16 protein-coding genes and 1 tRNA gene are annotated in these 24,345 nt (G+C 47.0%); 4 read left to right on the top strand and 13 right to left on the bottom strand.

Annotated features, from left to right (window positions below):
* Positions 1-405: 405 nt before the first annotated feature.
* The 4 genes from QUB11_RS19205 to QUB11_RS19190 all read right to left on the bottom strand — a co-directional run bounded on the left by QUB11_RS19205 (position 406) and on the right by QUB11_RS19190 (position 10,652).
* Positions 406-1,986: a glycosyltransferase gene (locus QUB11_RS19205; RefSeq protein ID WP_333205027.1), complete on the bottom strand. Its 1,581-nt coding sequence runs from the start codon at positions 1,984-1,986 to the stop codon at positions 406-408.
* Between the two features lie 121 nt (positions 1,987-2,107).
* Positions 2,108-3,550: a xylulokinase gene (xylB, locus tag QUB11_RS19200; RefSeq protein WP_333205025.1), complete on the bottom strand. Its 1,443-nt coding sequence runs from the start codon at positions 3,548-3,550 to the stop codon at positions 2,108-2,110.
* A gap of 21 nt (positions 3,551-3,571) precedes the next feature.
* Complete coding sequence (locus QUB11_RS19195; protein WP_333205023.1) at positions 3,572-8,758, bottom strand: PAS domain S-box protein; 5,187 nt, start codon at positions 8,756-8,758, stop codon at positions 3,572-3,574.
* Positions 8,759-9,155: 397 nt separating this feature from the next.
* Positions 9,156-10,652, bottom strand: a complete 1,497-nt coding sequence (locus tag QUB11_RS19190; protein WP_333391393.1) for a mannitol dehydrogenase family protein — start codon at positions 10,650-10,652, stop codon at positions 9,156-9,158.
* 312 nt (positions 10,653-10,964) lie between these two features.
* Here QUB11_RS19190 and QUB11_RS19185 point away from each other — a divergent pair, with 312 nt between their 5' ends.
* Positions 10,965-12,254 carry an NAD(P)/FAD-dependent oxidoreductase gene (locus QUB11_RS19185; protein WP_333205019.1) on the top strand — a complete coding sequence of 430 codons (1,290 nt, stop codon included), beginning with the start codon at positions 10,965-10,967 and terminating at the stop codon, positions 12,252-12,254.
* Between the two features lie 68 nt (positions 12,255-12,322).
* On the opposite strand, the gene QUB11_RS19180 is transcribed toward QUB11_RS19185, so the two are convergent.
* From QUB11_RS19180 to QUB11_RS19170, 3 genes are all read right to left on the bottom strand, one after another.
* The gene (locus QUB11_RS19180; protein ID WP_333257223.1) at positions 12,323-13,066 is read right to left on the bottom strand and encodes an HAD family phosphatase; all 744 of its coding nucleotides are present in this window, start codon (positions 13,064-13,066) and stop codon (positions 12,323-12,325) included.
* The gene (locus QUB11_RS19175; RefSeq protein ID WP_333205015.1) at positions 13,047-14,552 is read right to left on the bottom strand and encodes a mannitol dehydrogenase family protein; all 1,506 of its coding nucleotides are present in this window, start codon (positions 14,550-14,552) and stop codon (positions 13,047-13,049) included. Before QUB11_RS19175 ends, QUB11_RS19180 begins: the two co-directional genes overlap by 20 nt.
* Positions 14,553-15,560: 1,008 nt before the next feature.
* Entirely contained in the window at positions 15,561-15,737 is a 177-nt protein-coding gene (locus QUB11_RS19170; protein ID WP_333257226.1) for a hypothetical protein, read from the bottom strand.
* Between the two features lie 477 nt (positions 15,738-16,214).
* Between QUB11_RS19170 and QUB11_RS19165 the strand changes: the two genes are divergently transcribed.
* Positions 16,215-17,792 (top strand): reverse transcriptase domain-containing protein, encoded by a 1,578-nt coding sequence (locus tag QUB11_RS19165; protein WP_333257229.1) that lies wholly within the window; start codon positions 16,215-16,217, stop codon positions 17,790-17,792.
* 272 nt (positions 17,793-18,064) lie between these two features.
* Here the strand turns inward: QUB11_RS19165 and QUB11_RS19160 are convergent, their stop codons facing one another.
* The 6 genes from QUB11_RS19160 to QUB11_RS19135 form a co-directional block, all read right to left on the bottom strand.
* Positions 18,065-18,826 carry a DUF72 domain-containing protein gene (locus QUB11_RS19160; protein ID WP_333205009.1) on the bottom strand — a complete coding sequence of 254 codons (762 nt, stop codon included), beginning with the start codon at positions 18,824-18,826 and terminating at the stop codon, positions 18,065-18,067.
* 88 nt (positions 18,827-18,914) lie between these two features.
* Positions 18,915-19,292 carry a hypothetical protein gene (locus QUB11_RS19155; protein WP_333205007.1) on the bottom strand — a complete coding sequence of 126 codons (378 nt, stop codon included), beginning with the start codon at positions 19,290-19,292 and terminating at the stop codon, positions 18,915-18,917.
* A 174-nt stretch (positions 19,293-19,466) separates the two neighbouring features.
* On the bottom strand, positions 19,467-20,546 hold the full coding sequence (gene ygfZ, locus QUB11_RS19150) for a CAF17-like 4Fe-4S cluster assembly/insertion protein YgfZ (RefSeq protein WP_333205005.1): 1,080 nt from the start codon (positions 20,544-20,546) through the stop codon (positions 19,467-19,469).
* A 207-nt stretch (positions 20,547-20,753) separates the two neighbouring features.
* Complete coding sequence (locus QUB11_RS19145; protein WP_333205002.1) at positions 20,754-21,137, bottom strand: hypothetical protein; 384 nt, start codon at positions 21,135-21,137, stop codon at positions 20,754-20,756.
* 146 nt (positions 21,138-21,283) lie between these two features.
* Positions 21,284-22,471, bottom strand: a complete 1,188-nt coding sequence (locus tag QUB11_RS19140; RefSeq protein ID WP_333205000.1) for a transposase — start codon at positions 22,469-22,471, stop codon at positions 21,284-21,286.
* Positions 22,472-22,682: 211 nt separating this feature from the next.
* Positions 22,683-22,754: transfer RNA gene (locus QUB11_RS19135), tRNA-Val, on the bottom strand.
* Positions 22,755-22,826: 72 nt separating this feature from the next.
* On the opposite strand from QUB11_RS19135, the gene QUB11_RS19130 reads away from it, so the two are divergent.
* Both QUB11_RS19130 and mazG read left to right on the top strand, forming a co-directional pair.
* Positions 22,827-23,417 (top strand): metal-binding protein, encoded by a 591-nt coding sequence (locus tag QUB11_RS19130; RefSeq protein WP_333204998.1) that lies wholly within the window; start codon positions 22,827-22,829, stop codon positions 23,415-23,417.
* Between the two features lie 6 nt (positions 23,418-23,423).
* On the top strand, positions 23,424-24,251 hold the full coding sequence (gene mazG / locus QUB11_RS19125; protein ID WP_333204997.1) for a nucleoside triphosphate pyrophosphohydrolase: 828 nt from the start codon (positions 23,424-23,426) through the stop codon (positions 24,249-24,251).
* Positions 24,252-24,345: the final 94 nt, after the last annotated feature.

Genomic DNA, 24,345 nt, shown 5'->3' with positions numbered 1-24,345 from the left:
GTTGCCCCGAAACTACAAAAGCCTGATTTTCCGTAGGGGCAATCCTCCCGTGGTTGCCCCGAAACTACAAAAGCCTGGTTTTGCCTAGGGGCAATCCTCCCGTGGTTGCCCCGAAACTACAAAAGCCTGGTTTTCCGTAGGGGCAATCCCCCCGTGGTTGCCCCGAAACTACAAAAGCCTGATTTTCCGTAGGGGCAATCCTCCCGTGGTTGCCCCGAAACTACAAAAGCCTGATTTTCCGTAGGGGCAATCCGACCCCTACTCCCCGTGGTTGCCCCGAAACAGCCCTACGCTGTGACGGGAGAGTGTCAACTACCACAATTAATCCCAAGGCGCTTTTGTTGTGAATCGTTGAGTTGCTGGCGATGGAAGCTGTCCACCATTAACCAGTGGAGGCGGTCAATTCTATTTCTTTAGCCCAAGGTATTGCTGCCAAAATATAGTAGATGTCATCTCCTTTGAAGCAGTTTTCCATTTTTCACTTACGGATGACCATTCATTAATACCTTCAGCAGCAACTTTAAACCACCTAGTCAAAAGGTTAGTACCAGCTAATTTATCTACCTCATTTTGGTTATTATAGCTTTTACTAAGGTTTACAATGCTCATGTGAAAGGTTTCTGGATCAGAATTTTTGATAAAATCTGGCCCTTTTAGATAGTCTTCAAAAGCTTTTACAACCATCTCTACATGATTATAATCAAATTTTGCTAAAGCCTGAAGTATTACTTTTGTCAAATGCTCAACTGCAGCCATATATTCTGGAGAATAATGGATGGAATAAGCTATTAAATCATTGCGGATATAATAATAATTTTCCCAATTTACATTCTTGGCCGCGGCTGGTTGATGCCACACCGCCATTGATGGAAAAGCTACAATGTTATTGCCCAACTCTTTTATTCTTAAACCAAACTCTACATCATCTATTTTGATAAATAAAGGCAGCGGTAATTGAGTTTGTTCAACAAGTTCCTTAGAAAAAGAGAAAAACCAAAATCCGCCATAGTCTACATCTTCTTCCTTGAGCAACCTGTTGAGAGAATTAGAATCTCGTAAATCGATATTATAATTTAAAGCAATTAATGCCCCAGGCCCAAATCCTCTAGTTTTAGAATAGGCGTTGTACGATGCTCCTGCTTCATACAAGATATGCTTTTTCTGTAAATTTAGCAGTCCACCCGCTACAGCAAAATCAGAATTGGCGTATTCATACAAAGGAAATAATTTATAAATACATTCACTTTCTAACTCTATATCATCATCCATAAGCAAAAAGTGAGAATATTTTTTTTCCTCTAAAGCTTCCACCAACCCTCTGGTAAAGCCCCCGCTTCCACCAGCATTTATATTAGGAACTAGCCTCAGTTTTGGCTTTCCAAAATCAGCTTCATCTAAAGTTCTACCATTATCAACAACGAATACTTTAAAGTCCTTGGTTTCTAGTAATTCATCTTGAAAAATTGCATTTAATGTATTTTGTATGAAGTCCTCTTTTTTAAAAGTGCAAATTACAATCCCCAAGGATGCTTCTCTAGTTTTACTTTGATCAGTTGCTATCCATGCCCCTTTAAATTCACCCTGTTCACTAGAACAAGTTATTTCAAAATATATTCTGCCCGCTTTTTTGCCTTGAAGGAGATTTATTGGTGAGAGTTTTACAGGATCAGAGAATTGACATTTCTCAAAGCTTTCTTCAGAAATTATTTCTTTGTTTTTTTGCCCATCAAATTCTCGGTAAACAGAAACCTTAAAATCGCCTTCAAGTTTCAGCAAGTAGTAGATAGAGCTAAGAGTTGTATATTGAGTATAATATCTCTCGTAAAACGAATTAAAGTAAGAATTTGAGGAGACAACACCACCCTGAGATAAAACAACTTTTTTGTCATCTTCCTGGTAGTTTATAGATGCAGATTCATTACACCGTATATATACATCCGAGGCCTCGGCTGATTTTGGTAGCTTAATTCCAGCTAATATATTCATGTAATATCTACCTCTTCTTGTAGTAAACTTAGTAATTTCATTTGGCTGCTCTTAAGCAGTCTTAGCTTAAGAATAATTTGTAGCTAGCTTCTAGCACGTCCTCCTTTAGGCATAACTGCTATCACATTTTTTTAAGTCGTGGATAAAGGGATTGATATCGAAACCAAGCCTCTTCTAGGATTGGATCAACTGATTGGGGAGTGGCAGCAAGCGTTGGTGCGGCTGTTAGTTTGAGCGTGTCATTAGCATCTGCGTATATGCCAATTCCTATACCCGCCAGTAGAGCAGCACCACGCGCAGAAGCCGCAGCAACTGTAGTTGCATAGAGGGGTATTCTCAATACATCGGTCAGTAATTGTTTCCAAGGCATTTCTGCAGTTCCACCGCCAGCTAAACGCAGTTCTGTCGCTTTAAAACCTGTTGCCTCAAGTGCCTCAAAACCTTGTCGCAAGGCAAAAGCAACTCCCTCTAAAGCTGCCCGCATCAAGTGCGCCTGTGTGTGATGAAGTCCCAGCCCCACCCATGCCCCACGTATATATGGATCAAGGTGTGGAGTTCGCTCACCCGTGAGGTAGGGCAAAAATGTCAACCCTTCACATCCTGGGGGAACAGAAAATGCTTTAGTATAGACTTCCTGCCAGCTTAAGCCGAGGATACCTCGCACCCACTCAAGCGCTAACCCGGCATTTTGCATTGCTGCAAGGGTGTACCACTGGTTAGGGAGGGCGGTTCGATAGAGATGGGTACGACCATGACGATCGATAATTGGTTGCGATCGAGGTGTAATGATTTGAGCGCCTGTGCCTATGGTTAGTTGAACCAAACCAGGCTCTAGTAGTCCGTTACCAAGTGCCGCCGCTGCCGTATCCGCCGCACCAGCAATAACGGGTAAGCCAACTCTTAAGCCAAGATGCTCTGAAGCAATAGTTGTTAGGTAGCCGGAGATCGCACTAGAGGGGATAATTTTTGGTAAGCAATCACCACGTAGATTCAGGGCTAAGATTGCATCCCCAGCCCAGTTATCCGACACAACATCGTAAAGCAAAGTACCGCTAGCATCAGATGGTTCCGTTGCGACTTCTCCTGTCATCCGTAACCGCAGCCAATCTTTGGGCTGGAGTGCCCAACGCGCTTCGGTGTAAACATTAGCCTCGTGTTCTCGTAGCCACAACAAAGTGGGGCCGGCCATTCCAGCCGTAATCGGGTTGCCCAAGCGCTCTAGAATAGCCGCATCGATCGAATGATAAGTGTTAAGCGTGGCACTAGAGCGAGTATCTGCCCAGAGGATAGCAGGGCGCAGGGGCTGACCAGACTCCGAAGCTAGGACAACACCGTGCATTTGCCCTGAAAGTCCGATCGCCTGTACTCGATCGGCATGATTTCCCACTGCCTTCCTAACAGCCGAGGCAACAGCTAACCACCAATCTTCTGGTTCCGACTCAGCCCATCCAGGTTGGGGTGCATGAACAGGATAGGATGTTGATGCTTCACCTATAGTGGTTCCGTCTGTCGCTAGGAGCAATGCCTTAGCAGAGCCTGTTCCTAAATCTATGCCAAGCAGCATGATAGCTAATCCTCAAATCATTTAGTGTCTCAGTAAACGGGCGATCGCTTTTACCAATTCATCAGGTTCAACAGGCTTGGAGATATGCATCTGAAATCCTGCTGCTAAGGCTTGCTGCTGATTGATTTCTCCAGCATAGGCAGTAAGTGCGATCGCAGGAATCGTGCCGCCCTGTTCAGGTGACCACTTTCTAATTTGCCGAATCAGGGCATAACCATCCATCTCTGGCATCCCAATGTCACATAACAGCAGATCGGGGACAGATTGATTTAGGAGAGTCAACGCCTGTGCACCGGAAGCGGCTGTCGTAACTTGTGCGCCAGATTGCATTAGGCTGAATGCTGCCAAATCCCGCATATCTGCATCGTCGTCCACAACCAAGACCTGAATACCTGCTAAGTCTGTCGCACTTTCTCGGTGCTTGTCATCAGAAGAGGGTTCCGCCTCTACGATGTTTAACGGTAGCTGGATGGTAAATGTAGCCCCTAAGTTCTGTCCTAAGCTGTCTGCTTGAACCGTTCCTCCATGCAGTTCGGTAAAATGACGGACGATCGCCAGCCCCAATCCCAATCCGCCAAATTGTCGAGTCGTTGTGCCATCTTCTTGACGGAAGTAGTCAAACACATGGGGTAAGAAGTCTCGACTGATGCCTTTTCCAGTATCTTTGACTTGAATCTGAGCATAGGTGCCAACTTGCTCTAGTTGCACCTCGATTCGTCCTCCGGCTGGGGTGAATTTCACAGCATTGGAAAGGAGGTTCCAGACTACCTGTTGGAGGCGATTCGTATCACCTGAAACCGTTCCTGAAATAGGATTAAACCTGGTCTGGATTTGAATGTGTTTGGCTTCGGCTGCCAGTCGTACCGTTTCCAGACCGGCTTCAATCGTTGCTGCTAGATTCACACTCGCGACGTTTAAGGTCATTTTTCCTTGCAGAATGCGCGAGACATCCAACAAGTCCTCAATTAATTGAGCTTGCAGCTTGGCGTTGCGTTCGATCGTTTCCAGGGCTTGCTGGGTTTTTGTGGCATCGAGTCGCCCACCTCGTAGCAATTTTGTCCAGCCCAGAATCGGATTGAGGGGCGATCGCAACTCGTGGGACAACACAGCCAAGAATTCGTCTTTAATTCGGTTAGCGGCTTCTGCTTTTGCGCGATCGCGTTGAGCCAATCGGTATAATTGAGCATTGTCGATCGCCAAGGAAGCACGACGCGCCAATTCCTCTGCCAGTTGCAAATCTGCTGAGGTATACCGTCGTCCAGATTCGGCACAGATAAAGGAAATGACCCCTAGAATTCGTGCCTGAGTCCTTAGTGGCACCGTCATTACAGAGCTGAATCCAACCTGCCGCAGCATCTCTAAATGCTCTGAATCACGCGCTGCCTGTACCAATAGTTCATCGGGAATATCCGGCACGAAATCAGATTGCCCAGTTCGCAAGGTGTATGCACCACCGCGAGGGTCATCCGGGTTCAGCGGATACTTGTCTCTAATCTGATATGCCCATTCCAGTTTAGCCTGGTCGATGTGAGCAACAGCAATCTGCTCGATCGCACCATCCTCTTCTATCATGTGAACCGTACACCAGTCAGCTAATTCCGGCACTGTAAGCTGCGCGACTCGCTCCAAAGTAGTTTGATAATCGAGTGAGGATGCCAGCACCGCACTTGCCTCAGAGAGAAAGCGTTGGGCAAGCTCTAACTGCACCCGTTCCGTCACATCTACCACATACACGAGAATGCCTTCGACCTGACCATTTGAGTTAACAGTTGGAAGATAGTAAACGTTGTAGTAACCGGGACGGCGATCGCAGCGTCCGGGAACATTCACCGCAAAATTCGGTGAAATGAAAGGATTCCCTGTGGCGTAAATCTGATGGAAGACTTCAACTAATTTTGGATCGGACTGACCAAAAATATCTGGAATTGAATAGCCTAAGTGTTGCTCGCGGGTTAATCCATTAATTTCTGCTAATGCTTCGTTAATAGCAATAAATCGCTGCTCGGAATCTAACAGAGCAAGTCCAATGGGTGATGTTTCAAAGATGGTTTCCAGTTGGCGCTGTGCGGCTTCGGCTTCGGATCGTGCGAGGCGCTCGCGTTCTAACAGTTGTTCTCGTTCTTGTTCTGCATACTTGCGCTGCGTCACATCCAGCACCAGCGATAGCACCGAAATCATCCGTCCCGATTCGTCCCTGAGACTGGAGTTATACCAGTCGCAATGCACAATGTTGCGATCTTTCGTGTAATTGCGGTTGTATGAAAAAATATGGGGTTCTTCACCATAGACCAGCCGTTGGCAGACTTCAGTCACCGATGCGAGGTCTTCCTCAAAGACAAAAGGTACCTCTGTTAAAGATTTGCCTAGAATTTCTTCGGCTTTCCAGCCCACAATGCGCTCTGCACCAGCAGACCACCGAATGATTTGAAAGTCTCGATTCCATTCAACGACTGCCATTGGAGAGTTTTCAACATGGAAGTTGAGCTTTTGTAGGGCTTGACGCAACGCCTCTTCTGCTTGCTTGCGTTCTGTGATATCAATGACAACTCCGATCGAGTGCTTGCGATTTCCCTGAGAATCATAAGTAAACTGTCCTCTGGCTTCAACCCAGTGAATCGAGCCATCAGGCCAACGCAGGCGATGTTCATGGTGATACTCCTTCTTCTCTGCTATGGCTTGCTGAAGTTTTGCATTGGTTTGTGCTAGGTCATCAGGATGAACCCGATTTGCCCAAACCTCATAGCAGGGTTCGGACTCATTGGGTTGCAGACCGAGTACCATGAAATGTCCTTCTGACCAAAGCAAGGCATCGGTCTGCATATCCCAGTCCCACGTTCCCATGCGTCCGACCTTCAGCGCCAGTTGCAGATGAGCTTCACTTTCTCGCAATTCCTCTTCTGCCCGCTCCCGCTCCACGGCTAGCCAGGTTTTTTCAGCAATTCGCTCCATCAGCACCACATCTTCCTCCGTCCAGTGGCGAACAGAGACATGGTGCAACACCAACAATGCGACAAATTTCCCCTCTTTCACCAATGGAACACATAGCAGAGACTTGGTTTGGATTGCGTCAAAGGCAGCCGCCCCCGATCCGGCAGTCCGAGGATCGCGATCGACATCATCCACGACAATTGTTCTGCCCTGCTTTAATTCAGCAATGAGTTCTGGGCCAAACGAATCTAGGTGATGTCTACCCACCACGCTGATTACACCATTGCAATAATCGCGATCGACAATGACATATTCCTGCGTTGGATCAATTTCGCCGTAGGTACAGCGAGTGACACTAAAGTGTTGCCCTGTAGCACAAACCACCCGCCACATAATTTCCTTCGAGTCTTGAATGGCACGAATCCCCTCATTCAATTCGATTAGGAATTGTTGAATTTCTTCTTTCTGCTGGAGGTTCTTGAGCAGTTGTTCAATTTGTTGCCTTGCCCGCACCTGGGCTGTCACTTCAACGTTATAAATCAACACGCCTTGAATGGTTCCCTCTGCATCCCGCCAAGGCGGACAGATGCAGTTGAAAAATCCCTCTTCCAACACACCATCACCGTTTTTATCCCAGTAAGCAGGCGATTCATTCCGAATAAATGTTTCTCCCGTCCGGTAAACGCGCTCAATGACATCAAAGTAAATTTGCCCCTCTAGTTCCGGGAAAACATCCCGCATTGATTTCCCGATCATGTCTGGAGTGCGCCCAGCCCCTTGCTGATAGGTGGGATTGGCAAATTCATACACAAGATCGGGACCTTTAACAATTCCTATCATGGCCGGCAATTGCATCAGGATGTCATGCAACCGCTTGCGTTCGCTTTCTGCTGACCGTCGGGCAGATTGTTCTCGTTTTAAAAGGCGATCGCGCTCTGCTTCGATCTGTTTGCGTTCTGTGATGTCAACCGAAACGCCAACCATGCGAACTCCTCGCCCCGTTGCATCCAGATAGACTTGTCCCTGACTGTTGAGCCAGCGCACAACTCCGTCCCGACTAATTACCCGGTACTCCTGCACATAGGACTGTTGTCCAGCAATTGCCCCTTGAGCCGCTTGGATCACCCGTTGTCGATCGTCTGGATGAATGAGCGCAAAAAAGCCTTCTCCTGTGCCTTCATGAAAACCCCAAACGTCTAGAGCATTAGCAGAACACACTACCTGATTGGTCGGCAAATCCATATCCCAGACCACCATCTGAGCCGCCGTTAATGCCAATTGCAGGCGTTCTTGGCTCTCTCGTAATGACTGTTCAACTTGTTTGTAATCCGTCAAGTCTTGGAAGATAACAACGGCTGCAACAATCTGCCCCTGCTTATCTAAAATCGGTGCTGAGTTGGCGTTAATGAAAATGCGGCTACCATCATTTCGATCAATTTCCATCTCCTCGTTTGTAACGACCTCACCTGTTTTTAGCGATCGCGCTAAGGGCATATCTTCATGGGCATAGGGCTGACCATTAGAACGAAGTGGAATGTATGAAACGACGGGATCATACTCGTTAAGCTTAAGCGATTGTTCGTAGCCATATCCAACAATCTGCTTAGCTTGTTCGTTCGCCAGAACCAACTTACCAGATGCTGCATCGGCAATCATTACACCCGCAGGCATTTGTCGTAAAACGGCTTCAAATCGGGCGCGTTCAATTTCCAGCTCGTGCAATAACCGTTCTCGTTCTGCCTCTGCTTGCTTGCGTTCTGTAATATCGCGAAAATAAACTGCTACTCCTGCCGTCGAGGGATAGGCCTTCGCCTCTATCCAACGCTGGACAGATTCCCCAAATTCTTCCCAGGAAACAGGAACCTGTTCCGTCATTGCCCGATGGAGTTCTCGATAGGGAATTGCACCAACCAGCTCAGGAAAAACCTCATTCCAAACGTGCTTTCCCAGTAGCTCTTCTGGTGTTTTGTGCAGGATTTGAGCCGCCGCCCGATTCACGTAAGTGTAGCGCCAGTCGCGATCGAAGGCGACAAAAGCATCCGTAATGCTTTCCAGAATTGTTGCCACATTGCCCTCCGTTTCTTGGACAGGGAACAACTGTTCGCCTTCAAGAGTAAGAGTGCGGGCAAAGCGTTCAATGACTTCAGAGCGAGAAATTCCTCGCCTGTGAGCCTCTTTATCGAGCGATCGCCATGCTGTATTAGTCAGAGATACGCTCACTCGTTGTTTCGTCTCCGAGTTCCAATTGCTAACAAACTTGCCTGTGGCGTCGCGCTTCATGAAGATTCATCCGTCTGCATACACGGTCTTCTCCATTGAACCTGAGTTACTCACTGAGGAGAATCAGCCTTAAGATAGATGCTTTGGCCAGAGGGAAGATAGGCAAGAATGACATCAATAAATATTGCGCTGTATTGGCGGCTGAATTTCCCTTTGCACTCGTAGACATAGAGCTGGGCTAGACGCGAGAATCCCACGGCTTTAAGGATCGCGAATTAAATAATTTACACTCTTGAAAGTGGGGAGTATGGGTTGGGCGGGACGCCCGCCCTTTCTGGACGGGCGGGACGCCCATCCCACAAGAACCATCACGCATTGTAAGTTATTTAATTCTCATTCCTAACGTAGTGCAGCCGTAGCAGTGTCAAATAAGTTTCCTTACCGAGGCGGATGCTGCCTACAACAATCGGGCTAGCGTTCCTTTAGCACCAAACTCATGCAAACTACGCAACTGGTCACCAACAGCCTCAACGAAACGTGGCGACTGTACTAAATCTCCAAAAATTTCAGATAGGCCCAGTAATGGTCTGGGATCTAATTCACTCAAACTGGCGCGTTGAGTGAGGATGTCTGCTAATGGGTCATCAATGGGAATAGGTTGCCCTTGTTCATCATGACTATTGATGTATCGACACCAAGCAGCGATCGTCAAACTTAGGTAATCGATCGCACCTCCAAGTTCTAATTTATCGCGGATCGAACCCAAAACAAACTTAGGAATTTTGGCCGATCCATTCAGGCACAGGCGTGGAAGCTGATCGCGAATTTTGGGATTGGAAAACCGTTCAATTAAAGTCTTTTTATAATCGTCTAAATCAATCCCAGGAACGGGTTGAAGCGTTGGTGTCACCTCATCCATCAGGTTAGCGACTGCTTGCACAAATAAGGGATCAGCCATGACTTCATAAACGTAGTTATAACCTGCCAGAGAGCCGAGATAGCCTATCAGCATATGGCTGGCATTAAGCAGCCGAATTTTCATCATTTCATAGGGATGAACATCCTTAGTCATCTGTACGCCAACGGATTCCCAATCGGGTCTGCCTGCACAAAAGGTATCTTCGATTACCCACTGAATGAAAGGTTCTGCGACGCAGGGAAACGCATCATCAATACCAAACTGTTGGGCCACCATTTTGATATCTGCTGGGGTTGTCAGCGGAGTAATGCGATCGACCATGCAGTTGGGAAACGCAACGTGTTCAGCAATCCAACTTCCTAAATCCCGATCGCGCATTTGGGCAAATGTTGTTAGCATTTTCCGCACCATGTTGCCGTTGCCCTGGATATTGTCGCAGGATAAGACTGTAAAGGGTGCCAACCCCTGTTGACGCCGCTTGGAGAGTGCGGCTGTCAAAAAACCGTATGTCCCAATTGGTTGGTCAGGATGTTGCAAATCGTGCTGCATCGTCGGGTGGTTGACATCGAAATTGCCACTTCCTTCAATGTAGTAGTAGCCGCTTTCAGTGATCGTTAGAGTAACAATTCGGCATTGGGGATCTGCTAATGCTTCAATAACTGCTTGACGATTGTCTGGTGCAAATAGATATCGAGTAATTGAACCAATGATCCGAGCGCGATCGCCTTCTAGCGATCGCTCAACTAAGGTATACAAACAATCTTGGGGTTGAAGGGCATCCCGTATTCGCCTGTCATAGTCATTGTCAAGCAATCCAACCCCACAGATTCCCCAGTCACTACCAGGATTCTGATGGAAATAATCATCGAGATAGAGTGCTTGGTGCGATCGATGAAATCCACCAACCCCAATATGCACAATTCCATTAGTAATTTGATGGCGATCGTACTTGGGTACGCGAACGTTTCCAGGTAAAAGAGACAGGGATGCTTGATTCAGCTTGATTGTTGAGTCTGTGCTGGTATTGCTGTTCATCTTAATGTATGACCTTGTGATGACGGCTGATTATCAGTATGGCAGGATGGTTGAAAAAGGTGGACTCTATTTTGGCGGATCTGCATGGCAAGTCGATCGCAAAACCGATCGCCGATGAAGTTGTCGCCCAAGCTATTCTTGAGAAGATCTAACTTTTCAGGGGTTGCCGATCGCAGATGAAAAGACAACCCAGACCCCCACTTCTTTGTTGAAACCCTGATTGCCCTGAATCAATGTGATTCAGAAGTCGGGGTTCTGGGGGGAAGCATAATAAAGTTGGGTACATCAACTCATCCTATTCGGTAAACCCCTATGGTTCAAAACGTTGTGATCATTGGATCGGGTCCGGCTGGACTGCTACTGGCACATTATTTATGGCGTCGGGGCAACTACCATATTGATATCTATGAACGTCGTCCCGATCCTCGGTTGACTGATGTTTCTGGAAACCGCACATTTCCGCTCTCGCTTCAGGAACGAGGCAGAAAAGCCATTCGAGCCATTGCTGGCTTAGAGGAGGCGATCGCCGCTCAAAGTGTGTTCTGTCACGGGACGATTATTTATCGGAAAAAGGGCAAAGCCCGACGGATTCCTCGCGAAAATCCGGTTCTCACAATCGATCGCAATCGCCTCGTGACGATTCTGTTGAAGCAATTAACCGAAACCTCTAGTCCGAATCAGGTTAAAGTACATTTCAACTGTGAATGTACGGCTGTGGATGCAACGGCTAAAACCGTAAGGTTGAAACCTTCAGAAGGAGATAGCTTTACCGTTCACTACGATCTACTGGTGGGTGCTGATGGGGCGCGATCGCAAATTCGAGACTATTTAGTCGAGAATGCAGGCTTGCCGTGTTCCCAAAGCTATGTTCCAGATGCCTATAAATCTGTGTTTTTAAGTCGGCTCAATCCGACTGCTGGAGTGGAGTTAGAACGGAATAAAATCCATGCCTGGAATTTGAATAATAAAACCCGGATGCTGATGGTACCCCAGCTAGGAGATCAGTTGAATGGCGTGATTATTTTTGATGCACAGACTAATCCCCTAGAAGGATTATCCACGAAAGAAGAAATCAAGGCATTTTTTGAGGAAAATTTCCCGCTGTTTGGTCAGTTGATGTCGTGGGAAGAAGCGGAAGCGTTGTTGAAGCGTCCAGTGGCAAAGGTGCTAACGGTACGCTGCGATCGCTTTCATGAGGGCGATAGTGTGTTGCTGATTGGCGATGCTGCTCATGCGGTGTCTCCCTCGATTGGGCAGGGGTGTAATTCTTCGTTAGAAGATGTGCTGATTTTGGGACAATTGTTGGACCAGTATGGGGATGATTGGGGGAAGGTTTTGCCGCAGTTTTCACAGCAGCGAGTCCCGGATGCCCATGCCTTGCAAGAGTTATCAAATTATTCGTTTCCTCGCACGAAGTTGTTGGTGGTTGAGTTTTTCTTGCGGTTGACGATAGGAAGGCTATTCCATCGATGGTTTCCCCGTTTAGTTAAGCCGTCTGTGTTTGATTTGGTGTTAGATACGGACTTGTCTTATTCGCAGGTGTTGAGTCTGAGCCAAGGTTGGATTCATAAGGTGAAGCGTTCGATGGCCCAGAATTCTTGATATTCAGCAACGCCATTTTTCACTATCCTAACTAAGGGCATCAAGCGATCGCCTGATGCCCCCTGTCCTTACACTGGGATTGCTGATAATAGCCCGATCAGATCGTGCATCCGCTCGATAACTTGGTGGGCACCAGCCGACTCAAGAGCATCTGCACGGCTGCTTCGTTCATCCTCGCTGATATGAGTTCCCCCTACATAACCGATAATCTGCCCAATTCCAGCGGCAACGGCAGCCCTTATCCCACTGATAGAATCTTCAATTGCCACGCAATCGGAAACTTGTGCGTCCAGACATTTCACTGCATATAGGTAGATGTCAGGAAGTGGCTTGGGACGCGGAACCGGGAGAGAGTCGTGAGCGCTAAATACCTGCTCGCTTGGGAAATAGTCGGTCAGGGCAGCAGCACAAAGGCAAGCACTCAGCCGCTGTAAGCTGCTGTTACTTACTAGCGCATATTCAAATCCGTCGTCGCGCAGGGAAGACAGCACTTGGGGCGTTCCTTCCGTCGCTTTTGCCTCTATAGTAAGCCGTTCGATCGCTCTCTTTTCTTCTTCAGCGACTAGCCTGTCAATATCCCGCTCATTAAGACTGGTTAATGAGTCTGGGTAAATCTTTTTGAGTATTTCCCTGTAGGGTTTCCCGGCGAAGCTTTTAACAAAGTCCTCAAGCTCATAGTGTTGAGCGCCACGGAACTCACGAGCCACTTCATTTGTCAGCCTCCACGCGCTCTCAAGTGCGATGATTTCACTATCAACGACAGTTCCGTCATGATCGAAAAGCACCACCAAATCATGCTGAAACGGTTTCATTCAAAAGACCTCCCTCACTGTAATTTTTAAGCGTAGTCAATAGTCCTTGGGTCTGGAGATCTCGCAAAGCTTGGAGGCATTCATTATCTACGAGCTCTGTCTGTTCGCAATTCTCCAATCCCAGAATCCCGCTAATTAGTGCGCCTTCTTGAATCGCTGTAATTGCGCTTTGGGTATCCTTGGCATGATAGGGCTGACCAGACTCGCTCGCCTCCTCTCTGACTGCAAGAAGCCACGCTGCAACAGGAAGTATAATCCGCTTCATGCTGACTTTTCGGCTATAAGCATCCTCAAGTATCGGAAATATATACTTGCCTACTTTCCTCGCTGTTTCTGAAGAGATTCTCTCAGTAGTATCGGGAAGATCCTCGTTACTTAGCCTTAGTAACACCTGCTCCCTATATTGTTCGCACATCTGGCGAGGCACTGGTGTTGCTGCTGTGATATCGTCCATGAGATGCCGAGTAAACAACTGGAATTCCGGTAGGGCGATCGCCTCGTGCATATACTCTATACCTGCTCTTACAGCTAAGCAGGCTATGAAGGAGTGTACTGCATTCAAGAATCTGGACTTCATATACAGAAAGGGAGTGATGTCGCTAGTCATAATCACCCCCGTATCTTCCCACTTGGGGCGATCGCCTGTGAATTTGTCTTCCACGACAAACTGCCAAAATGGTTCGGTTACAATGGGTGCGCGATCGCGAACTTGCAACAGTCGGCTGGGGTAGTTATAGTCGGATTCCTGTTCTTGAGGCACAATCCTGTCTACCACTGAATTAGGGAACGTGGCGTTATCCCTGATGTATTCTGCAAGTTGAGGATCGATCTCTTCAGCGTAAGCTAGCACTGCTTTTCGCAGGATCTCCCCATTTCTTGGGAGGTTGTCGCAAGAAAGTGTGGTGAAGGGGGTCATTTTGCGATCGCGTCGTCGCCGCAGCGCCTCTACGATAAAGCCAATTGCAGTAGTTGGAGTGGAAGGATTTTGCAAATCGTGTGCGATGTCTTCATTCGTTGTGTCGAGATTAAAACTCTTGTCTAGATGGTAGCCTCCTTGAGTAATAGTAAGAGTCACCAGATGCACAGAGGGAGACGCCATCTTTTCAAGCACATACTCGCACTTTTCTCTACCATTAACTATTTCCCTAATAGAACCTATAACTTCCGCTTCCTCACGATTTTTAGCGCAACTAGAGTGTTTGGTCAAAGTGTAAAGAAATCTCTGCGGTTTCAGCCTAGTAATGGTCTCTTGACTCTTAAGGCTAACCCCACAAATCCCCCATCTCTGCTCTTGGGAATCCTTCTGTGCAAGATAGTTATGTATAATGTAGGCAAGATGCCCCCTAAAAAAACGACCTGGCCCGAAATGGACGATACCAGTCTTAAGCGCCCTCCTGTCGTAAAGAGACTGTTGCCTCCACAAACCAGTTACAATACCGAAGCGAGAACTTGAAGAAACACTGGGCGGTCTGAGTAAGTTAACCATGAGACTTCTTAAATAAGTTTGATAAGGTAAAATGAAAATTGGTCAGTCTGGGTATACCCAATGACCTACAAGCAACACAAATGTCTCAAACTGCGAAAATTTCTGGTATCCTTTGTGCCATCTACAAAGAAGCGTATTACCACATGGTAATTAGGGTGTGACAGATAGAGCAGAGAAAGAAAAAATCAGGTAAACCTAATTAAGAATCAAAGCTCAATTGGTCATTAACCTGAAGTAAGGCACAAGGGTACGCGACCTACTGCAACTTTGTTCAACTTTGGCCGGTGCGTAAGCCGAATGTATGTCCTATAAGGGGCAAATAGAGTGCTTTTAATTCTGGCTTGAGATTCCCCAATAACTCTGTAGGCGTTGATGTTATTTCCCTTGGTCGCTGCTATCCTCCGTATTCAGGAGAATCTACAAACAATTCTTTAGAGGTACTTATAACACCAGGGTAATTAGGGTCTGACAGGTAGAACAGAGAAAGAAGAAATCAGGTAAACTTAATTAAGTATCAAATATCAAGCAGTCATTAGCCTGAAGTAAGGCACAAGAGTACGCCACATACTGCCACTTTGTTTAGCTTGGACAAGTGGGTAAGTCGAATGTCTTTCCTACAAGGCGCAAATAGACTGCTTTTAAATTATGCCTTTAGATTACCTAATAACTCTGTACACTTTGTATGTTATTTGCCTAGGTCGCTGCTATCATCTGTCTTCAGGAGAATATACACATAATTCTTTAGAGGGACTTATAACCACAATCAAGTGTATATTTGGCTAGAAGCAGTTAAGTTAGAGTTTGGCGTTGGTGTAGCAAGCGTCCAAAAAACAACGCTTGCGTGGAAAAGTCCTGTCTGTAGCGGATGGCTGATACAGCATTGCAAGGCGGTTTCAGTCTGTCTATAAATTTTTAAAGTTTCTTCACTCATTCTCTAAAATTGGAATTACGACTCGACTAATTGAGGAACGGATAGCCGAAGTGCAGCGGGATGTGAGAGTCCATTACTCAGAGGTTGCCATCAACTTGCTGGGATTGTGGGAACAGCGAGGGAATGTGGAACTGTACTTCAAACACCGCTACAAAGTGTTTAATGATCGCATCGAGAAACTGACGGAGTATTTCGGTGCGATTCGTTGAAACGTGAATCACGGTAATCAGTCCGTACATAGCGTTTCCAGCCACAAGGCTGAACTCTCGGTCTGATAAGGGTGCAAGCCCCTTCTACCAGACTCAGGTATGACTCCCTATCTGCCCACACCGACCAAGCTCGATTCTTGGAGAGTGAAGCTGGGAACAGGACGCAATCAGACATCCAATGTGGGGTGACACTGGCGTTAATGGGGAGTTCCGATGGTGAAAACAGAGCCTAGAAAAGTAACTTACTCCGGAGCGGGACACAGACCAACCACCCGACTCCACTGGAAATTATTCCCGCCGAATATCGAAATAATATCGGCAAGAGTCCAGGGAATCCAGTAGTTAAAATGGCTCCACCTAAAGGAACAATCAATCTAACCGAGGGAACGAAGAAAAACGAGCTGAGGGTCAAGGGGAAGTCGAACTCCAAGTAGGCTAGACGAGCAGCGGAACTCCCTTAGTTCGGGTAGGACAGACCGTAATTGGTCTGAGGTGTTCAGAAAACATAAGTTAGAGCAGAGCATGATTAGACACAACAGCAATGTTAGTGAATCTTGGAAGACGTTACCGTGGAAGAAATTCCGCCGTAATTTATTTCGCCTACAAAAACGAGTGTTTAAAGCGATTCAGGTTGGAGACAAGCCGAAAGCGAAGTCCCTTCAAAAGCTAATTCTGAAATCTCGGGCTGCAAGAATGTTGGCGATACGTCAAGTAACTCAACTAAATGCTGGCAAAAAGACTGCGGGAATCGATGGAAAAGCCTCACTCACATTTGAGGAAAGGTTTTCCCTGAGTGAAGAACTCAGAGACAAAAATAACAACTGGAAACATCAGAAGTTACGTTCAATACCAATCCCTAAAAAGGATGGGAGTACCCGCCTCCTTAAGATACCGACTATCGCCGATAGAGCTTGGCAATGCCTCGCAAAATACGCGCTAGAGCCAGCGCACGAAGCAACTTTCCACGCTAGGAGTTATGGATTTAGAACAGGAAGGTCGGCGCATGACGCGCAAAAAATTCTGTTCAACAATCTACGCTCTTGTTGCAACGGAATAGAAAAACGAGTTATCGAGCTCGATATCGAAAAATGCTTCGACAGGATAAACCACACCAGCATAATGGAACGACTCATCGCCCCAAGAGGCATCAAGACCGGAATATTCCGCTGTCTAAAAGCAGGAGTCAATCCAGGATTTCCAGAACAAGGAACCCCACAAGGGGGTGTGGTTAGTCCATTATTAGCCAATATTGCTCTCAATGGGATTGAGGAAATACATCAATCAGTCCGTTACGCGGATGACATGGTAATAATTCTGAAACCTAAAGATGATGCGGAGGCAATACTTGATAAAGTCAGCAAATTTCTGGCAGAACGAGGCATGAAGGTTAGTGAAAAGAAAACCAAGCTAACTGCTACGACAGATGGATTTGACTTCCTCGGTTGGCATTTCAAAGTGCAAAACAACGGGAAATTTAGATGCGTTCCATCAGCGGACAATTTTAAAGCGTTTCGTCAGAAGGTAAAACACATCGTCAACAACTCGAATTATGGAGCCACGGTCAAAGCTAAGAAATTAGCCCCTGTAGTTAGAGGTTGGAGAAACTACCATCGCTACTGTAAGTTAAATGGGTCACGGTTCTCGCTGTGGTTCCTCGACAATAGAGCCTTCAAGGTATTTAACAAGGAATCAAAACAGAACCGCTATACTGCCAGGAAACTGGTAGAAAAGGCGTTCCCGGCGGTTCCTCACTCCGAAAACAAATTTATCAATGTCAAAGGAGAGAAATCCCCCTACGACGGAGATATAGCCTACTGGAGTGAGCGTAACAGCAAGCTCTATGACGGTAACACCTCTAAAGCTTTAAAACGGCAAAACCATAAATGTGGAAAATGTGGCTTAAAAATGCTAGGCGATGAAAAGGTGCATCTACATCATGTAGACAGTAACCATAGTAATTGGAAAATAAACAACCTTCTAGCGGTTCACGAAAGCTGCCACGATTATCTCCACATGAGCAAAGGCAAAAGCCAAGAACATCGGGAGCTGGGTGCGGTGAAAGTCGCACGCCCAGATCTAACTGAGAGGGGCGGGGAATAATATCCCCCCTCGACTCAATCTGTTTCCTTTCGGTCAAGCGCACCCTACGGGATTTGTTTGAAATGGAAGCAAAAGTGCGATCGTGATGTTGAGTTGAATGCGATCGGCTTGTGCTGGGTGATATTGAGTTGGATGTGCGCGTTCGGGGTGAGTGCGATCGTCAAACAATAACCTAGACGAACGCCACCTGCGATTTCTAATTCAGCTTCAGGGAACTGCGAAGCGTTTTTGAATGCGCCCAAAAGAATGGAAACAGTCTCAATTAGATTCTGTCAGGAACTACCATTCTCCACAAAAGTTTTTAGCTTTGAAGCGTTCCTCACTGCATTTCCCTCTCCGTCGTTGTTGAAGTAGACGAACACGCTTCGCCCCTGACTTTCCCACTCGTGGATGCGATCGGCCCACCAATGCAAATCATCATCCGAGTAGGAGCCGCCGTAGAGATTGTTGGGGTCGGGGCCGTGAAGGCGCACATAGACGAATGAACCCGTTGCGCGCAGGATACACGGAAGGTGGGCGCCGCTCATCACACAGTAAGCCGCTCCTGAGCGTTCTAGCAGCGAAAATACCTCTGCTGTGTGCCAGCTTGGATGTCGGAATTCGACAGCTACTTTGATCCAGGAGGGCATCTGTTCTAGAAAGTAGGCTAGGCGGGCCAAATCGCAGCCGAACTGGGGAGGAAGCTGGACGAGCAGAATACCCAATCGTGAACCCAGGCATTGAAGTCCCTCACTCATGCGTTCCAACCACTTTTCTGGGGAGTAAAGACGCTTGGAGTGCGTTAGACCACGGGGCGCTTTTACGGTCATCAGAAATCCTTGGGGGAGGCGCTCTCGCCAGTTAGCGAAGGTAGTGTTTGGTGGCCAGCGGTAGTAGGTGCTATTAACTTCGACGGTTTGATAGTGCTGGATGTAGCGATCGAGCCTAGAGCGAGGCGGTAGCTGGTGGGGATAAAGCACACCTTCCCAATGGTCGTAACTCCAACCTGAAGTGCCAATATGAACAATCACATCCGGGTTCGTTATCGCTTCCATGATTCGGCTTGAAATCGCTACTACACAATCTTTCGTCCCAGCAGAGAGGGACTAAGAATTTTATATTTGAAAACTGGATGCGATTGAATTAGTTGGCTCGATCGCTGCTGCCTCGCTCTGCCGCTTTTTCTACTGCTTCCTGTCCCGGCGTAACTGCTTCGCCCACGTTATCTTTTACCGATTCTATAAATTTTTTGGTACTGGGGGCAATGGGTTGGTCGAGATTCAGCTTTTCTCGGATATTGTCAAGTACACCCGTGGCATCCTTCTCTGTATCGCTTGTTGGCTGCCGAGCGGGACGGGCAACTTCGTAAGACTTAGCTTCAGGGGTTAAATGTGTAGCGATCGCTTGCATTTTGTGACCCGTAACTTCCAATTCGGAGCTAAAAATCAGCGCTATTCCTACAGCCAAGATTATTCCTACTCGCAGGCAATTTGTAACTAAGCGCGATGTAAACTTTTTCATTGAAAAACTCTGTTTTTTCTGTGACGACTGTTATACAGAATAATTGCTGTTGTTTGTTGGCAAATCTATCTAAAGATAGGACTTGGTGTCAATTTATGGTGTTAGCATCATTGCCAAATCAACCTCAACAAAAAAGTTTTTGGCGCTGCGGCCTCAACAGCCTACCGATCGCAACTACGAACTCAAGAAAGGTACATTTACTACTTCCCCTGACACCGATCCGACTTGCACTTTCAGTCCTTCGCCGCCGGCTTTTGTTCGGATGTAAGCCAGACCAAAAAAGCCGGATTCAGTTTCCGTAAAACTGGTGAGTTTGCCGACTTTTTCCTCTCCGATTGTGACTGCTGTTCCGGGTTCAACCGCACCGCTCAACTGCACGCCCCAAAGTTGCTGTTTGACTCCTTTGTAGGTGTTCAACCGGGCAATTGTTTCTTGACCGATGTAGCAGCCTTTGTCATAGGTAATCGTGTGTAAAAGGCGGGCTTCTAGGGGGTTGTAATCGTCTGTGAGTTCAAAATCGGGGGCGGGGCGTCCTTGTTCGATTCGCAGTTGTTCCCAAACTCGATCGCCCATCGGTACGGCCCCAGCTTTGACTAATTCCTGCCACAAGTTAGCTGCATCGCTTGCTGGCGCAATTAACGTGTATCCGGGAGTTGCTAAACCGCTACCCACCGCAACTCGAACCCCCCCTTCATCCCCCCCTTGGTAAGGGGGGGAAAGAGGCGGGATTTTTATCAATTTGTGAGTAGCGTAAGGTTGATTTTCGAGCTCGGTAACTCCCATTTTTTCTAATAGTTGAGTGCTTTCCGGGCCGAGGAAACTGAAAGCAACAGTTGTATCGGTTAAATCTGTTAACTCGACGCGATCCATTGGGAAAATATAGCGATCGAGCAATTCCAGTAGTTGGCGGCGGCGGTTGGCTGAGACTAGCAGCAGTACGGCATCTTCTGTAGCGTAAGCGGTGGCGAGGTCGATCGTCCGGGCGGTGGAAGTCACGAAAACGGTGTCGCAACCTTGACCGGGTTTGAGTATATTAAAGTTATTGGTACTTTGATTGTGCAAGAACCGCAGGCGATCGCTGTCTGAGATTTGAATGCGTCCCCAGTGAGTGCGATCGTACAAAGCCACACCTTGTTTAGTTGCTGCGATCGCTTCTGCGTCGTTACCAAAACTGACTGGCACAATTTCTTTGGTTGTTAACTCTGCAAAAGTAGCACCTGTCGCTGCTTGAATGTCGTGCAATTGCTGAATCATAAGATTTTGTTGACTGTTAATTGTTGACTGATGACTGTTAATTGTTGGCTGTTGACTGTTCGCTGTTGGCTGTTGACTGTTAATTGTTGGCTGTTGACTGTTAATTGTTGGCTGTTGACTGTTCGCTGTTGGCTGTTGGCTGGAAAGCTCACCACTGTCAACTGTCAACTGACAACTGTCAACTGTCAACTGACAACTGACAACTGACTATTTGCCCAAATTAGCGAATATTTCTTGGATTAATTGGCTGGCTTTAGCATCAAGCCGATTCCAATCTACATCGCCAGTCTCATCATCAATCAAGCTAGTATCAATTACAACTTCTTGGCTTTGGATTTGACTGTGGGCGGGCTGGTAGTTGACAAAGCAGACTCGATAGCAAAGTTCCCAAATATCGACACATCTCTGCTCGCCTTGAAGCTCTAAAATTAGTTGATAGCCCGGAATGGGAATCTGCACTTCTTGATAAGTACCCGTCCAAACTGACTCCTCTAATTGTTTGCGGATGTTATCGAGCACTCGGATCATCGCTGGCTGCATGAGCAGTTCAGCTTGCTGCCACGCGATCGGGCTAGTTATTTTAGGCTTCATATACAGGGTTCTAAAAAAGAAAATCAATAAATTAATTTTCTAGCATGGGGTGCCAACTTTTGAGACATCCGCCACAGAATGTTAAATTTAGTCTTGACAACTCCCTGTCCTCTTATGAGCAGGGATTCTTGGTTCATTGGGACTACTCATGTAGCTTGCCCTCCCCAAAATTCACGCTCGTTTTGCCCAACCGCTGTATATCCACGCTGCAATACTACTTGCGCGGCTGCAACATCTCGATTTGTTTCATAGCCACAGGTTTGACATTTATGCACTCGTTGGGATAACTCTTTTTTACCTGTATGGGTTTGACATAATGGGCAGGTTTGACTTGTTCCGTTGGGGTCTACTTTTGCGAAGTATGCACCTCGCTTAAAGCAAACATGGCTCAATATATTCAGGAACTGACCAAACCCTGCATCAAGCGTGTGCTTGCTCAGCCTTCCGGCTGACATTGCTTTGAGGTTCAAATCCTCAGCAAATACTGTGTGGGCTGCGTTGCATAAATGATGAGCGGTCTTGAAATGAAAGTATGAGCGACTGTTCGAGATGTATTCGTGGTGCAAGGCTATTTGGTGATGAATTTGACGAAACTTTCTAGAGCCTTTTTTCTTACGCTTGAGTTGACGTTGCAGCAATTTCAGCTTGCGTTGTCCATCCACAAAGAATCGAGGTCTATCAATCAATTCACCATCAGAAGTTGCCAAAAAATGTTTTAACCCTAAATCAATCCCTAATCCATGTCCTGAAGGTGAGGCTTGAGGTACTTTGATATCACATTGCAAAGTGAGCATGACATAGTAGCCAGAAGCCCTCTTAATAACACGAATTTGCTTGACATCAAACCCTTGAGGAATTGGACGCGACAGGTGCATTTTAACTAACCCAATCTTGGGTAGGTTGACCCAATCGGCACCATCAAACCGTTTAACGGATTCTAGATTCAATTGAGGAAACACAAATGAGCGCATCCGCTTTTTGAATCTAGGAAAACCGTGTCCTCGTTCCCACATCGCCACAAACGCTGCCTCTAATTGGCGCAACGCCTGTTGCAAGACATGGGTGTGAGGCAGTTTCAACTCAGGAATTAACTTCTTTGCTTGGGCCAATGATTTGCATTGGCCTGCAAAGGTTGGACGCGGTGCCTCAGCAGGGATAATGTATTCCTGCTTAATGCTGCACGAGTTGATATCACACTTACGAGAATTAACCCAATCTTTTCGTTCTCGCAATGCAAAGTTATAGACCTTGCGGCAAATATTGAGCCACTGGTCGAAAGTTTGGCGTTGCGTATCGGTAGGAATGAGCTTGTACTCGTAGGTGAGATTTAACATAAAACAATTGTAGAGCAAGTCTGAACAAACAGCACTGCATTTATTCAAAATCCTCTTCGGAGAAATTCAGAACCAAAAGTCCCCCTAAAAGGGGGAGGCTTGTATCCCATTGTTTTCTGTCACCCAATTCAACAGTCAACCCTCAACAGCAACAGCCGTTCTCGGCTTGACGGCTAAAAACGGCTGAAACTGTTGATATTGAGTTATCGGATGGGTAATGTAGGATTTGAACCTACGGCATCCTGCGTGTAAAGCAGGCGCTCTACCACTGAGCTAATCACCCAATTGCACTCACCGGGATTTATCATATCACAGTAACTCAGAAAGATCAAGTAAAAAAAATCCTAAACTTTAAATGCCCTCTGGCCGCACCCACGATCAAATAACCCTGTGGAGTTTGCCCGCTGTGGCAGCCTTCACCTTTGGCCAGACGAGCAGCAGCAACCTGACTTTGCTCGTTTCCGGCAGTTTCTTATTCGGCGGGCTGATGTTTGGCCCCGACTTGGATATCTACTCCTGCCAGTATCAGCGCTGGGGATGGTTCAAAGCGATTTGGCTCCCGTACCAAAAAAGCCTGCGCCACCGCTCTTTTTTGTCCCACGGCCCTCTGATCGGCACTGCTTTGCGAATCTTGTACCTTGCTATCTGGATCGCGGTTCTCGGAATCGTGGGATTGGCAATTGCCGAAAAAGTCGGAAACTTCGGCTGGAATTGGCAGGATGTGGTTTTGAGTTACGGGCGATCGATCTGGGAACACCACATCGAAATTTTAGCCGTTTACATCGGTCTAGAATTGGGCGCGATGAGCCACTATCTGAGCGATTGGGGCGGCTCGGCTTACAAAAGATTCAAAAAGAAAGGATTGAGCGGGTTGCGCCCTACTGGGACAATTAAGAGGCGCAAACGCCAACCTCCCCGCCGCACTTCCAGCAAATCTAAAAGGTAAATTATTATGTCTAATTCTGAAAGTCGATCGCTCACAGCACTCCAAGAACTTATAGAAGTTGTGGCTAAATTGCGATCACCCGACGGCGGATGTCCTTGGGATTTAGCTCAAACTCCCCAAACTCTAATTCCTCACATCATCGAAGAAGCTTATGAAACCGCCGACGCGATTCGCAAAGGAGATAAAGATGCGATCGTCGAAGAATTGGGCGACTTACTGTTACAGGTAATTCTGCAAGCTCAAATTGCCAGCGAATCCAATCAGTTTACCTTCGCCGAAATAGCTGCGGGCATTACAGAAAAACTAATTCGGCGACATCCCCACGTCTTCGGCGATGTCGAACTCAACAGCGTGGATGAAGTCAACGAAAACTGGGAAAAAATCAAAGCAGCAGAAAAAGGCACAACTGCGGAAAAGCCGCCAACTTTAGCCTCGAAAATGAGCCGTTATGCCAGCACTTTGCCGCCGATTGCCGCCGGGATGAAAATCTCTCAAAAAGCTGCGGAAGTGAGTTTTGATTGGGACAGTGTAGAGGGCGTTTGGGATAAATTTCACGAGGAAATGGCAGAATTTGAACACGCTCTCAAACACGAGGATAAAGCAGCGCAGCAGTCGGAATTGGGAGATATTATGTTTGTGTTGATTCAATTAGCTCGCTGGTACGATTTAGATCCGTCGGCTGCTTTGCAAGGAACAAACGATCGCTTTGTGCAGCGGTTTGCGAAGGTAGAGGCTGCGTGCGATCGACCTTTGTCAGATTATGCCCCAGAAGAGTTAGAATCTCTGTGGCAGCAAGCTAAAGCTTTAATTGCTAAACAAAAGGGCGATCGGTAATAACTCACTCCCGATCGCTATTGTTAAGAACAGGCAAGATGCCTGTTCCACAACAACTCAATATTTTGCTTGTGGGGTGGGCACGCGAGCCCGC

The organism is Microcoleus sp. B6-A1 (assembly GCF_036705085.1).
GTDB lineage: Bacteria > Cyanobacteriota > Cyanobacteriia > Cyanobacteriales > Microcoleaceae > Microcoleus.
The sequence above is the reverse complement of the archived record's forward strand: the minus strand, read 5'-3'. Positions and strand labels throughout refer to the sequence as shown.

Bases quoted from the DNA above. Each gene is read 5' to 3' on its own strand.
- QUB11_RS19195 (WP_333205023.1), bottom strand. From the start codon at position 8,758: ATGAAGCGCGACGCCACAGGCAAGTTTGTTAGCAATTGGAACTCGGAG.
- QUB11_RS19180 (WP_333257223.1), bottom strand. From the start codon at position 13,066: ATGAAACCGTTTCAGCATGATTTGGTGGTGCTTTTCGATCATGACGGA.
- ygfZ (WP_333205005.1), bottom strand. From the start codon at position 20,546: ATGATTCAGCAATTGCACGACATTCAAGCAGCGACAGGTGCTACTTTT.
- QUB11_RS19175 (WP_333205015.1), bottom strand. From the start codon at position 14,552: ATGGTTAACTTACTCAGACCGCCCAGTGTTTCTTCAAGTTCTCGCTTC.
- QUB11_RS19185 (WP_333205019.1), top strand. From the start codon at position 10,965: ATGGTTCAAAACGTTGTGATCATTGGATCGGGTCCGGCTGGACTGCTA.
- QUB11_RS19190 (WP_333391393.1), bottom strand. From the start codon at position 10,652: ATGAACAGCAATACCAGCACAGACTCAACAATCAAGCTGAATCAAGCA.
- QUB11_RS19145 (WP_333205002.1), bottom strand. From the start codon at position 21,137: ATGAAGCCTAAAATAACTAGCCCGATCGCGTGGCAGCAAGCTGAACTG.
- QUB11_RS19165 (WP_333257229.1), top strand. From the start codon at position 16,215: ATGATTAGACACAACAGCAATGTTAGTGAATCTTGGAAGACGTTACCG.
- QUB11_RS19140 (WP_333205000.1), bottom strand. From the start codon at position 22,471: ATGTTAAATCTCACCTACGAGTACAAGCTCATTCCTACCGATACGCAA.
- QUB11_RS19155 (WP_333205007.1), bottom strand. From the start codon at position 19,292: ATGAAAAAGTTTACATCGCGCTTAGTTACAAATTGCCTGCGAGTAGGA.
- QUB11_RS19205 (WP_333205027.1), bottom strand. From the start codon at position 1,986: ATGAATATATTAGCTGGAATTAAGCTACCAAAATCAGCCGAGGCCTCG.
- mazG (WP_333204997.1), top strand. From the start codon at position 23,424: ATGTCTAATTCTGAAAGTCGATCGCTCACAGCACTCCAAGAACTTATA.
- QUB11_RS19130 (WP_333204998.1), top strand. From the start codon at position 22,827: ATGCCCTCTGGCCGCACCCACGATCAAATAACCCTGTGGAGTTTGCCC.
- xylB (WP_333205025.1), bottom strand. From the start codon at position 3,550: ATGCTGCTTGGCATAGATTTAGGAACAGGCTCTGCTAAGGCATTGCTC.
- QUB11_RS19160 (WP_333205009.1), bottom strand. From the start codon at position 18,826: ATGGAAGCGATAACGAACCCGGATGTGATTGTTCATATTGGCACTTCA.